This window comes from Vibrio sp. JPW-9-11-11, assembly GCF_013369335.1.
Taxonomy (GTDB): Bacteria; Pseudomonadota; Gammaproteobacteria; order Enterobacterales; family Vibrionaceae; genus Vibrio.
Window position 1 is genome coordinate 610,509 of record NZ_SZQJ01000004.1, and the last position, 12,685, is coordinate 623,193.

General features: G+C 47.4%; 9 protein-coding genes and 1 tRNA gene. 7 read left to right on the top strand and 3 right to left on the bottom strand.

What is annotated here, in order from left to right; genetic code table 11:
- Positions 1-85 precede the first annotated feature (85 nt).
- Entirely contained in the window at positions 86-1,147 is a 1,062-nt protein-coding gene (gene nadA, locus FCU94_RS05315; RefSeq protein ID WP_176287488.1) for a quinolinate synthase NadA, read from the top strand.
- Between the two features lie 108 nt (positions 1,148-1,255).
- Positions 1,256-2,290 (top strand): potassium channel protein, encoded by a 1,035-nt coding sequence (locus FCU94_RS05320; RefSeq protein WP_176287489.1) that lies wholly within the window; start codon positions 1,256-1,258, stop codon positions 2,288-2,290.
- A 64-nt stretch (positions 2,291-2,354) separates the two neighbouring features.
- On the opposite strand, the gene FCU94_RS05325 is transcribed toward FCU94_RS05320, so the two are convergent.
- Complete coding sequence (locus FCU94_RS05325) at positions 2,355-2,924, bottom strand: UPF0149 family protein (RefSeq protein ID WP_176287490.1); 570 nt, start codon at positions 2,922-2,924, stop codon at positions 2,355-2,357.
- Between the two features lie 129 nt (positions 2,925-3,053).
- On the opposite strand from FCU94_RS05325, the gene FCU94_RS05330 reads away from it, so the two are divergent.
- The 3 genes from FCU94_RS05330 to FCU94_RS05340 all read left to right on the top strand — a co-directional run bounded on the left by FCU94_RS05330 (position 3,054) and on the right by FCU94_RS05340 (position 6,366).
- On the top strand, positions 3,054-5,465 hold the full coding sequence (locus FCU94_RS05330; RefSeq protein WP_176287491.1) for a hybrid sensor histidine kinase/response regulator: 2,412 nt from the start codon (positions 3,054-3,056) through the stop codon (positions 5,463-5,465).
- Between the two features lie 218 nt (positions 5,466-5,683).
- Complete coding sequence (locus FCU94_RS05335; RefSeq protein WP_176287492.1) at positions 5,684-6,133, top strand: L-alanine exporter AlaE; 450 nt, start codon at positions 5,684-5,686, stop codon at positions 6,131-6,133.
- A gap of 145 nt (positions 6,134-6,278) precedes the next feature.
- A tRNA-Ser gene (locus FCU94_RS05340) sits at positions 6,279-6,366 on the top strand.
- A 57-nt stretch (positions 6,367-6,423) separates the two neighbouring features.
- On the opposite strand, the gene FCU94_RS05345 is transcribed toward FCU94_RS05340, so the two are convergent.
- Positions 6,424-8,043 carry a methyl-accepting chemotaxis protein gene (locus FCU94_RS05345; protein WP_176287493.1) on the bottom strand — a complete coding sequence of 540 codons (1,620 nt, stop codon included), beginning with the start codon at positions 8,041-8,043 and terminating at the stop codon, positions 6,424-6,426.
- Between the two features lie 312 nt (positions 8,044-8,355).
- Between FCU94_RS05345 and FCU94_RS05350 the strand changes: the two genes are divergently transcribed.
- On the top strand, positions 8,356-10,092 hold the full coding sequence (locus FCU94_RS05350) for a methyl-accepting chemotaxis protein (protein ID WP_176287494.1): 1,737 nt from the start codon (positions 8,356-8,358) through the stop codon (positions 10,090-10,092).
- A gap of 56 nt (positions 10,093-10,148) precedes the next feature.
- Here the strand turns inward: FCU94_RS05350 and FCU94_RS05355 are convergent, their stop codons facing one another.
- Positions 10,149-11,033 (bottom strand): LysR family transcriptional regulator, encoded by an 885-nt coding sequence (locus FCU94_RS05355; protein WP_176287616.1) that lies wholly within the window; start codon positions 11,031-11,033, stop codon positions 10,149-10,151.
- A gap of 116 nt (positions 11,034-11,149) precedes the next feature.
- On the opposite strand from FCU94_RS05355, the gene FCU94_RS05360 reads away from it, so the two are divergent.
- Positions 11,150-12,685 (top strand): NADH-quinone oxidoreductase subunit L, encoded by a 1,536-nt coding sequence (locus FCU94_RS05360; protein WP_369597232.1) that lies wholly within the window; start codon positions 11,150-11,152, stop codon positions 12,683-12,685.

Below are 12,685 nucleotides of genomic sequence, written 5' to 3' on the forward strand. Positions count from 1 at the left end.
TTTTGTTGCCGCAGAGAAACTGGAATCTTCGTCTGAGTTGAGGTTACAATAGCCGGATTATCGGAAGTTGCGTAGAGCAAGAGCAATGAGCCACATATTAGACAAAATAGATACCGTTTACCCTTTTCCACCTAAGCCTGTCCCTTTAACAGAAGAGCAGCAGCAAGCGCATATTGCCAACATCAAACAGTTGCTAAAAGAAAAAGACGCAGTACTGATCGCTCACTACTACACCGACCCTGAGATTCAAGCTCTGGCCGAAGAGACAGGAGGGTTTGTCGGCGACTCACTCGAAATGGCTAAGTTCGGTAACCGTCATCCCGCCAGCACTCTCATCATTGCTGGCGTGCGCTTTATGGGCGAGTCAGCCAAGATACTGACCCCAGAAAAACGCATTCTTATGCCGACGTTAGACGCGGAATGCTCATTGGATCTTGGCTGCCCTGCCGACAAGTTTACGGAGTTCTGTGATGCGCACCCAGAGCACACGGTTGTGGTTTACGCCAACACATCGGCGGCCGTAAAAGCACGAGCTGATTGGGTGGTGACATCAAGCATCGCTTTAGAGATTGTCGAGCATCTTGATGCGGAAGATAAACCCATTATCTGGGGACCAGACCGTCATCTCGGCTCTTACATTGCCAACAAAACTGGCGCTGATATGCTCCTTTGGCAAGGCGAGTGTGTGGTGCACGACGAATTTTCCGCTGACGCGCTGCGTAAAATGAAAGGCCTGTACCCAGAAGCTGCAATCTTAGTTCACCCAGAGTCACCCGCCAGTGTTGTCGAACTGGCCGATGCGGTAGGGTCAACCAGCCAGTTGATAAAGGCTGCCAAGGAACTGCCGCATCAGAAGATGATTGTTGCAACAGACAAAGGCATCTTCTTCAAAATGCAGCAATTAGTGCCAGAGAAAGAGTTAATTGAAGCACCGACTGCGGGTGCAGGCGCGACGTGTCGTAGCTGCGCTCACTGTCCTTGGATGGCGATGAACGGTCTTAAGGCGATTGAGTCAGCGCTACGTGATGGTGGTGACGAGCACGAAATCTTCGTTGATGAGGACGTACGTGTTAAGTCGCTGATCCCGCTTAACCGCATGTTAGATTTTGCTGAGCAGCTAAACCTGCAAGTGAAAGGCAACGCTTAGATAGAGCATGTTCACAGATTTTGAAACCAGCCCATGTGGCTGGTTTTTTTCTCCGAGTCGATACGATTAAATATCGTTTGCATATTCGACGCTATAGTAAGGGGCGCTATGTCGATTTGGATAACGTTTAGAAAGTGGCTTCATTCAAACCTGTTTAGCCTTAGCAACAGAAACTTAGCCATCTTGTTGATGCTTTACATCGGTCTGTCTTGGCTGCTGTTAACCGCCAGTGGTGAGCATGACCTAACCCAAGATCTCTCGACGTTTGCCTACTTTCTGATGGTAACGGCGTCGACAGTCGGGTATGGGGACTTATCGCCGACGACGCCATTGGGTAAGTGGGTGGTGGTGCTATTTGTCATTCCGGGAGGTTTATCCTTATTTGCGGCTCTCATTGGTCGTTTGGCTTCAGGAGCGGTGGAGTATTGGCGAGCAGGTGTATTAGGAAAACGGAGAGTGGGTGTGGACAATCATATTTTATTATTGGGTTGGAATGGGCAGCGCACGATCCATTTGATTCGGATGCTTCAACACGAAGAAGAGGGTAAACGGCCGATCGTATTATGCAGCCGCTCTGATATCGAAAACCCAATGCCGGGCGAGATAGGCTTTGTCAAAGTGAACAGTTATACCGACGGCCAAGAAATGGCGAAGGCGGCAATCGAGAGCGCCAGTTGTATCGTGGTTGATAACTTAGAAGATGATATCACGCTTTCAGCGGCCCTATACTGTGCCAACGTTAATCCTACCGCTCATTTATTGGCTTATTTTAAAGACGAAGCATTAAGCCACCTGCTTAGTCAACATTGCCCAAACGCCGAATGTATTCCTGCTGTTGGTGCAGAGATGCTGGCAAAGTCGGCGGTAGACCCAGGGTCGAGCGCGCTCCATCAGGAGCTGTTGGCGTCAACTCGAGGGATGACTCAGTACTCAACGATTTATCCAACGGAGCTTGAACCCATTTCTGTCGATACCGCTTTTGACTTTATCAAGCGGCACTATCAAGCCACACTCATTGCGGTCGATATTGGACAAGGTATTGAGCTCAATCCTGAGTTAGATCGCATTATTGCTCCGGGTGGCAAGGTTTTCTACATAGCCGATGAACGTATTGAGCAGATAGATTGGCGCGCCGCACTGTGACAATAGTTGAGTGAAATAAAAAACGCAGCGTTAAGCTGCGTTTTTGTCGGATTTTATCGCAGGGCTAGGCCTGCTCTGCCAACATACTGCCACGCATGGTTAACCCACATAACATCGTTGGCATGGCGTTAAAGATCTCTTCGAACTGCTCAAGGCCTTCAACTCCCTGTTCCGCCAGTGTTGCGATGGACGTTTCTGGGTCGTAAAGCATGCTTAAAGAGAGCAATACACCGCCAAGTAGCGCGTTGTCTTCGCTATCTTCGGGCATGATCGTTTCCCAATCGTCGCGCGCTAGCTGCCAACCTTGTAAGACACCCTCGCAGAAGTCACGAGTTTCCTGTGTCACAATCTCTTCTTCGTCGAGTCGACAATTTTCAGGCCATTGCCAGCGGTTCTCTAGCAATGCAGGGCGGTAGTCGTTCCACAATGCTACGATGTGCTCAATATAAGTTTCGAGTTGCTCGCCATCGCTAAATGGTGCGACTTCCTCTCCGCCCCACAGAAATGGTAGCCATTCGTGAGGGGGCAATACGTTCGGAGCCGCAGCCATGGCGGTGACAAACCCCTGCGTTTTTGCCTCATTGATCAGTTTCTGTTCCAACTCAGGCAGAGCAAGTAATTGTTGTAGTGTCAAAATAGGCATCCTATATCGAGCTAAAGTTGTGATGGCGGCATAGTAACACACCCAAACAGTGAGATAAAAAGGTTGCTGTGGGCAGTTATTCACTATAATTTTTTATAAAAGGACAAAATTCAAAGATTTATGGATATACGCTCATCACTTAAAAGGAAAAGCATCCTTGCGCTGGCCATCTATTTGGCGTTAGTGGTCGCGCTGATCGGAACGATCAGCTACCTAGTGGTGGAGCCCCCAACTCGTGATCAGCTAAAACAGAACCTCGATCTAAGAACAGAAATAATCTCCGAACAGATCCTGCATCCTGTCAATGTATCACTCGGTATTTTAAAGGCGATTGTCAGTATAGGCGGTTATGGTGATGAACAAATCCATCAGCAAGAACAGCTACATCAACTGTTTTCGTTGATAGACGGGGTGACCGTTAGTGGTGGGATCTGGCCAACGCCATACTCGGTCGATCCTAACCTTGCGTATACGAGCCTGTTTTTTACCCGTGCCAGTGATGGGCGTATTGATCAGCTTCAATCATGGAACAATCCTGCTCTAGGAGGATATGAGAACGAGTCCTGGTATTTATCGGTGGTCGGCAAACCGAGCGGTACCGTGGCATGGTCACCGGTCTATATTGACTCTTTCACCCATATTCAGATGATTACTGCCTCGTCACCCTATTATGTCGAAGGGGAGTTTGCTGGTGTTGCTACGGTTGATATCTCGCTTGAAAGTTTAGTCATGTTTGTTCGACAGCAAGCGGAAGAGTATGGACTAGGCGTGATCTTGCGTGATGGTTATGGCGAAATAGTCACCGAATACAATTTTCAGTTAGCTGAGGATGTTTATATTAGCCGTCATCAGTTTGGTGGTTTTGATTGGAGCGTTGAGGTGGTCAATGCCAATCAACGTGTGTCAGACCAAGTGTATGATGTGGTGTCGAAAGTTGAAGCGGTCATTGTTCCCATCATGTTGATTTGTGTCATGTTGGGTTACGTGCTTATCGATAGATTCTTGATCTCACCCATCATCACAATTGCACGTAGTGTCGATAATTCAAAACAGGGCGGCATTATAGCAACCGACTATCAAAGCCAAGACGAAATCAAGTACCTGATCGACTCATTCAACCACAAAACCATTTATCTCGAACGTGAAAAAGTGAAAGCCCAAGCTTCGACCAAAGCCAAGAGTGCTTTTTTAGCCACCTTGTCCCATGAAATACGGACACCGATGAATGGCGTGCTTGGAACTGCACAAATTCTACTCAAAACTGATTTAAACGACGAGCAGCGTAAACACCTCAAAACCTTGTACGAATCCGGTGAGCACATGATGACGTTGCTCAATGAGATCCTCGATTTTTCAAAGGTCGAGCAAGGCCATTTGGAGCTAGAAAGCTCGCCATTTCCGCTCGAATCCATTATTGGCAGTATCAATAGCGTCTATTACACCTTGTGTGCCGAAAAAGGCTTGCAGTTTAAGGTGTACTCAGAAGTGCCCAACGAGCGATGGTATCTGTGTGATAAGGCGCGACTACGCCAGATACTGTTTAACTTACTCAACAATGCCGTTAAGTTTACCTCGCGTGGTTATGTCGAGGTTTACTTTAAAGAAGAACAGCGCGATGACCAAGTGTATCTGTTGATCAGGGTGAGAGATACCGGCATCGGCATCGCTAAAGAGGCCCAGCAGAAAATCTTTAAACCGTTTGAACAAGCTGAGTCTTCAACAACTCGGCGTTTTGGTGGAACAGGGCTTGGGCTCGCTATCGTGCAGCAACTTTGTGATTTGATGCAGGGAGAGATTCACCTGACGAGTGAGTTAGGGATTGGCTCGAGTTTCGAGGTAAGACTGAGAGTGGAGCACTGTGAGCCTACCTATACAGAGTTTAATGAGCATCAAAAGCTCGATTACCACGGACTAAGAGCTCTAATTGTTGAAGATAATCGAACCAATGCAATCATTTTAACCACGTTCATGACCAATAAAGGCTTTGCCTGTGACACGGTTGAAAACGGTGAATTGGCCGTGCACGCGGTGGTCAATGATAACTACGATTTGGTGCTCATGGACAACCATATGCCTGTGATGGATGGCGTCGACTCGACAGCGGCTATTAGAAACTTAAATAGCGCAAAAGCCGATGTGCTTATCTTCGGTTGTACGGCGGATGTGTTCAAGGATACACGAGAACGCATGTTAGGGGCGGGAGTGGATTACATTATCTCTAAACCCATTGATGAAATTGAGCTCGACGATGCCCTAATGAGTTATTCAGATAAGCTTTATCAGTATCGTGCTGCGGTTCAAATCACCAACCTAGAAGAACCGTTAGCGCTGTTCTATATGGCAATAGAGAACAAAGATTTACCTTATACCATGATCTGCTTTGAGCGTATCTGCCATGAGCTTGAAGCGATCGAGACCCCGAAATTAAAGCAAACGATCGCGACCATTGAACATAGCTTAAAGCAAGGCGTGTTCCCTCCACAGCAAGAACTCGATGTACTGACTCTTCTGGTAAAAGATTACTGTAATTAACTTTCATATTGTTTACTCTGCAGTGACTGTTACGGCTTTTAGTGCATTAATCTAGTTTATTTACAAGATCTGGTGCTTTATTCACTACTTGATTAAAACTTTGAAATCTAAAACTGATATATGTGTGGTTTAATAGCCTCATTAACTGGTTATTTGTTTATTATCTAGTTTTTGGTTCTTTTATATTCTGTCATTTTAGGTTTTTGTTTGGTCTTGTTATGAAGTCGCGTGGTCCTTTTTGCATCCGTCATGCTGCCGCAGATACATTTGCGATGGTGGTATTTTGTTTTATTTCGGGAATGGTCATCGAAATATTGGTTTCGGGAATGACATTCGAACAATCGTTGGCATCGCGCACATTGTCGATTCCAGTTAATATCGCGATCGCATGGCCGTATGGGGTTTTTCGTGATTTCGTACTCAAGCAAGGTTTCCGTTTATCCTCGTCAAATATGATGAAAAATCTTTCTGATTTGACGGCGTATGTGCTATTTCAATCGCCGGTTTATGCGGCGATCTTGTTTACGGTCGGCGCTCAGCCTGAACAGATTGTGACGGCCGTCACATCCAACGCGATTGTGTCGTGCGCAATGGGTGTGCTTTACGGTTATTTTCTCGATATGTGCCGTAAGTGGTTTAGAGTGCCGGGTTACTATCAGCAAGCTTGATTTGGTGTTTTGCTGATCAAATTAGCCAGTTAGTGACCAATCGCAACGCTGGCGCGGTTTTTTTTGGCCATTTGGCTTGACCTAAACCAATAGAATCATTAAATTAGCGCCTCGTTAGCCGATTACGCTAACTAAAATTTGATTCGGTGAGTTGTCCGAGTGGCTGAAGGAGCACGCCTGGAAAGTGTGTATACGGCAACGTATCGAGAGTTCGAATCTCTCACTCACCGCCACATTCAAAAAAAAGACGTCCTAGGACGTCTTTTTTTATACCTGTAAATCAGTGTTGGTTACACCTTAAAGTACTTAAGTTGATCGGTAAGATGCTCTGCGGTGTTGGCCATTAACTGGCTATCTTCGGCGAGTGACTGTGACGCTTGGAGTACTTCGTTGGCGGCGAGATGTATGCCTGTGACGTTTTGGTTCATCTCACTGGCGACGGTGCTCTGCTGCTCAGAGGCAGCGGCAATCTGCGCGATCATATCGTTGGCGTTTTGCATTTCGTCGACGATGACATCCAACTGTTTACGTGTCTCATTAGAGGCCACAACGCTCTGCTCAACTCGGTCATTACTGGTTTGCATTGCAGTAAACGTTTTGTTGGCTTGTTCGGTGAGCTTTTCAATCGTCTGCTGTACTTCTGTGGTGGAGCTTTGGGTTCGGCTGGCTAAGTTTCGCACTTCGTCGGCAACCACTGCGAAACCGCGGCCTTGTTCACCAGCACGTGCGGCTTCGATCGCGGCGTTGAGCGCGAGTAAATTGGTTTGTTCAGACACCTCGCGAATAACGCCGACAACATTACTGATTTCGTTTACGCCAGCTTGTAGATCTCGTACGAGCTCATTGGCAACGGAAATGTTGTCAGACACATGGGCGATAGACTGAGAGGTGGTGCGCATGGTTTCATCGTTTCGATGGGCATGATCGACTACTTTATTGGTGCTGGTTGCCGTGTTTTCGGCGTTTGTTGCTACGTCAGATATGGTGGCACTCATTTCTGTCATGGCTGTCGACAGGAGTTCGAGTTGCGCGTGTTGAGAATTGACACTGGTGGCGGCTTCTTCACTGGCTTGGGCAATTTGGCTCGCCATTGTACTCGATTGTGTCGCTGACTCATTGGCAGTGCGGAGTGTCGATTGCAACTTATCCAACATCTTGTCGATTTGCTGGCTCATATCACCCAGTTCGTCTTTGCGAGTCATGTTCATACGAACTCGCAAATCACCATCTGCGATTCTGTGTGTGTTCTCGATTAACTTGCGTAGCGGGATCAAAATATTGTTCGAGATCGCGTAACCCATGGCAAATAAGAGGGCAGATAGCAGGATTGCCACGATCGCCTCTTTGATGGCGAGAGCGTAAAATGTTTCTTGGATATCGGCCACCAAAATGCCAGTACCTATGATCCAGTTCCATTCAGGGAACAGTTCAACATAGGATATCTTGTCTTTAAGTTGCCCTTCTGGGCTTTTCCATTGATAGTTGAGCGAGCCTTTGTGCGCGGTCGTGTTGGAAATGGCTACCATCTCACGCCAATGGTATTTCCCCGCACCATCTTGAAAATCTTTGGCATTTTGACCGTTGAGATTCGGTTTAAGCGGATGTAGGACGACGTTCATTTGCTGGTCGAGTACCCAGAAATAGTTGGTCTCATCATAGCGGAGTGATTGAATAGCGTTGAGGGCTTGCTGCTGAGCTTCAAGGTCGCCGAGTGTTTGGCGCTGGTCATAGTAGTGGTGAACCAAGCTGATCACTGCGTCGACCTGGGCGCTGAGTTTGTTTTCTCGTTCTTGAAGCGAAGAATTGCGTTGTTGGATTAGATTATAAGCACAGGCCATAACGATAAGAATCGCAGACAATGCCACAATGGAAGCCAACTTAGATTTAATCGTGAGGTTACTTAGTTTCATTTTTGACTCATTCTTATTTGGTACATTTCTATCTTGAAGGCGAACAAACTGTATCAATATTGTTAAATCACAGAAGCGCTGACGTCATAAATTAAGCGTATACATTTCGTTGCAGAGCAATAAAGTGCTTTAGCTCAACACAATCTCAATTTTGACGCAAAGGGTGCGGTGGTTGGAGCCCGTAGAAGGGAGAGAGGTGGGCGCGCTTTGATTAAACTAGGTTCACTTTAGCCACATTAACCTTTACAATCTTTCGTCGTATTGCCGGAATGCAGTACTGTTTCTTGGTCACTTGTAAGGATGTAAAGTGTTATGGCTAATTTGTCATTCAAAAACAAGATTATCGGCCTTATTGTCGCGATAATCACGCTCACCATTGCCACTTCGTATTTCAGCGTCAACCACTTTATCAGCCAATATATCCAAAATGCTGATAGTCAGAACATCACTCATAATGTTGATTTAATTCAAAAAAAGATAGAGAACGAGTTAAATAACAAACTCGGCCTAGCTTCAAGCCTCAACTTCAGCATGATGGATATCGCTGAAGCAAAGCAAAACAGTGGTTTCGCGCAAGTGATCAAAGTGGTGAATGGCTATGCTTTTGACGATAGTGGCAATATGAGCGATGAAGACGCACAAGTGTTTATCGATTTGGCTGAGTCGCACGGCGATGAAATGATTGTGAGCCCGGTGACACCAATGGGCGAGGGCTATGCGATGATTTTCTCGGTCAAGCGCGCCGATGAGTCGGTCGATTTCTTCACCCTTACGCTTGAACAGTTTGGCCCTATGATCGCCGAGTACTCAGCGCAAGGCAGTTTCGTTGAGCTTATCGCCGATAACATCACCATATACAGTAACAAGCAGGGACAAAATTTAACGCCGATTGAGCGTTCTGTCGAATTTGCTAATCATTCTTGGAAACTGGTTGGGTACATCGACTTAGATAGCATCCAGAGTAACACCAATAAACTCAATGGCCTGATCACGTTAGCCCTGCTGGTTTGTGCGGTGATAATTATCGTGGTCAGTGTGGTGTTGATCAATTACTCGTTTAAACCATTGTTACGTTTGCAGACGGTGGTCGCGGATTTGTCACAAGGGAGTGGCGATTTAACCCAGAGATTGGTGGTTGAAAGACAAGATGAGATCGGTGTGATATCGCAGTCGATCAATCAGTTTATTGAAAAGTTGCAACACATGTTTGTTGATGTTTCTCACTCGGCTCAAGAAATTGACAGTGCGGTTCATGATATCACGCAGCAATCTGCTTCAAATGTGTCGACGCTTGATCAACATACTCGTGAAACCGAGCAGGCGATCACCGCTATCGAGGAGATGAGCGCTACGGCAGGCTCAATCTCTGACAGCGCGGACAACGCGGCTAAGTTGACCGAACAAACCAACCAATTTGCTGAGCAGTCGAAACAAACGGTGATGACGGCGGTGGATAATGTCAATGCATTAGTCGAGCAAGTCTCTGCGATGTCGAGTGCGATTGGCACTATGAGTGCCGATACGCATCAAATTAGCAGCGTGCTTCAAGTGATCGGTGAGATTGCAGAGCAGACTAACTTGCTGGCGCTCAATGCAGCGATAGAAGCGGCTCGTGCTGGGGATCAAGGTCGAGGCTTTGCGGTGGTCGCCGACGAAGTGCGCGCATTGGCCGCTCGCACCCAAGACAGCACATCTCAAATTAACGAAATGTTGGCGAAGCTTCGTTCGACAACTGACAGTGTCGTTAACGAGATGGAGACCACTCGCTCTAGCTGTGAGCAGACCGCATCGAGTACAATTCAAGTGATGGATTCACTGAACCACGTGACAGAGTCGGTGGTGGAGATTAACGATCTCAACACGCTTATTGCGACTTCAGCCATGCAGCAAAGTCAAGTGACCGGAGAGGTGAGCACCAATATGTCAACGATTCAAGAAATGGTGCGTTTGCTCAATGATAATGCGAGTCACACCCATACGACCTGTGAATCGCTGCGCGAAACCTCGGTTGATTTATCGCAACTGGTAGGAAAGTTTAAAGTCGTCTAACAAACCACTGATAGAGCCATCGCACGATGGCTCTTGTTTTTTGGGCCATTTGTCGGTTATTCGGGCGCCATGCCATTCAATAAATTATTGATGACCGACATGTTAAAGTGCCTTTTCGTTGTGATGGCGTAAAAGCATTCGCTGACCGACTCTAAACTCAAGTAGTTTTTGAGCAAACCTGACTCTATCTCGTCTTGAACCACGACTTCGGGCACCACCGCCAAGCCTTCTACATCTCGCGCCAGAAGACGCAACATCGCCATATCATCGACCTCGGCATACGGGGTGAGTGTGATGCCATGCTGTTCACAAAATAGGTCGAACTGCAAACGGATATCGCTGCTTGGTCCTGGCACTAGCAGGTTGACTTGATCTAACTGTTGCGGCAAAGACAGCGCTTGCAAGGTAGGATTATTCGGCCCCACCAAACACACCTGCTGTTGGGCAATTAAGCGACATCGCCACGGTTTGGCGGAGTCACTTGCCACAGGCTGATTTGAAAGAACGAGATCCAATTTGTGCATTTGTAGCTGCTCAAGCAGATCCTCTTGGCTAGAGGAGTGCAGGATAAGACGAATGTTATCTTGACCAAGTACCGGACGGAGGAAATTTTCTTGGAAGTTACGCGATAAGGTCGCGACCGCGCCGATACGAAGTTGCTGCACTCGTGCCATTTCACCACTCTCCAGGATCGACAGCAGTTCACCACTGAGGTTAAAGATGCTATCGGCGTACTCCAACACCAAATACCCGGTCTCAGTCAGTTGTAAACTGCGTCCCTGCCTGATAAACAAGGCATGACCAAGTTGCTCTTCCAGTTGGCGTATCTGCGCTGACAGCGCAGATTGAGACACGTTGAGCCGCTGTGCTGAACGGGTTAAATGCCCCTCTTTGGCAACAGTCCAAAAGTAACGTAAATGGTGAAAGTTGAGTGAGCGTATTTTCATTGTTCTGTTTTATAGAACGGTTTGTGAATAATTATCTATTTTACATTATGTATCACTCGCCAGCAAAATGCTCTTCATAATAATCACATCCTTGTGAGGAGGAAGGTAAGGTGTCAGACCTGTTTACTTTTGGGTTTTTACCCGCCATTTTTTCAGTGGCAGCGGCCCTTTCTTGGTTACCAAGAATCGATACATGGCGTATCGCAAAGTGGTCTACCATATTGGCATTGCTGGTTTCTAGCGTGAATATTTTGAACGAGTTGTACCGTTACTTAGTCAATGAACGCAGTGGCGATTCACTTGGTTTAATTATGGCGTTGCTGGTTTCGCTGCTTAGCTGGGTCGTTGTGCGCTTTTCTGCCAATTACCTAGAAGGGGAGCCAGGGCAACGGCGTTTTGTGAGAGCGACGTTGTTTACCCTAGCGTGTGTGGCGACGTTAGTGACCAGCCAAAACCTTCTGCTTATCGCCGTCGCTTGGTCAGCGACCAGTATCGGCATGCATACCTTACTGACCTTTTATCCTCAGCGTACATCCGCTCAGTTAGTCGCACATAAAAAATTTATTGTGAGCCGTTTGGCTGACTTGTGCCTGATTGTCGCCATGGTGCTGGTTTACCAAATCGTGGGCAGTTGGCAGTTGGATGTGATTCATCAGCATCTCGCGAATCAAGGTGCCACAATACCGCTTAACTTGGCCACTGTGCTGCTGGCGATTGCTGCCGTTTTAAAAACCGCGCAGCTACCACTACACGGTTGGTTAATCCAAGTGATGGAAGCGCCGACGCCGGTCTCTGCACTGTTGCACGCAGGCGTGGTGAACATGGGTGGCTTTGTCCTGATTCGCGTCGCTGACTTGGTGGGCGCTGCGAGTTTGGCTCAGTGGCTATTGATTATCGTCGGGAGCTTAACCGCTTTTCTGGCGGGGTTAGTGATGATGACGCGCATCAGTATCAAAGTACGTTTGGCTTGGTCGACCTGCGCCCAAATGGGGTTCATGTTGATGGAGATTGGACTAGGCCTTTATGAACTCGCTCTGCTTCATTTAGTGGCGCACTCACTCTACAAAGCGCACGCGTTTTTGAGCTCGGGGCACGCGGTACGGCACAACTATCATGAGCAGCTTCAAGGTCGCTTTCGCATCGCTTCCACGCGAGTGTTATTGCTCGCGCCGATTGTCTCAGCAGCCATCATTCTGACCTGTTTGGCGGGCTGGCAATGGGCGGCTGCGGGGGTTGAACTCCCTTTAGTGGTCATCGTGATTTTGACGTTTGGTTTCGCACCCTTATTGTGGTCGGTGTCCAGTTGGCAGGTGGCGCTGGTGTCTAGCGTGCGAGTGACACTATTGACTCAAGCGTATTTACTCTTTCATTTGCTTTTTGCACAAGTGGTGAGCGCGCAACCCGTCGAGAGCTCTGTGGCAACAGGCTGGGTTATAAGCGTGTTTTTGACGCTTTACCTTATCCAAGGTGTCGTCTGTTTGTTTGGGCATCACTCTCTGATTGCGAGGTTGTATAACTGGGCTTATCACGGCTTTTTCCTCGATGAAACCTTTACTCGTTTAACCTTTAAATATTGGCCGGCCCGTTTTAGCCTCAGCGAGGGCCAAACTCGGGTAGTAAACCAAAGTCGTCAGTGGGAGATCTAA

Coding starts and splice junctions, on each gene's coding strand:
- nadA (WP_176287488.1), top strand. CDS start 86: ATGAGCCACATATTAGACAAAATAGATACCGTTTACCCTTTTCCACCT.
- FCU94_RS05320 (WP_176287489.1), top strand. CDS start 1,256: ATGTCGATTTGGATAACGTTTAGAAAGTGGCTTCATTCAAACCTGTTT.
- FCU94_RS05330 (WP_176287491.1), top strand. CDS start 3,054: ATGGATATACGCTCATCACTTAAAAGGAAAAGCATCCTTGCGCTGGCC.
- FCU94_RS05335 (WP_176287492.1), top strand. CDS start 5,684: ATGAAGTCGCGTGGTCCTTTTTGCATCCGTCATGCTGCCGCAGATACA.
- FCU94_RS05345 (WP_176287493.1), bottom strand. CDS start 8,043: ATGAAACTAAGTAACCTCACGATTAAATCTAAGTTGGCTTCCATTGTG.
- FCU94_RS05350 (WP_176287494.1), top strand. CDS start 8,356: ATGGCTAATTTGTCATTCAAAAACAAGATTATCGGCCTTATTGTCGCG.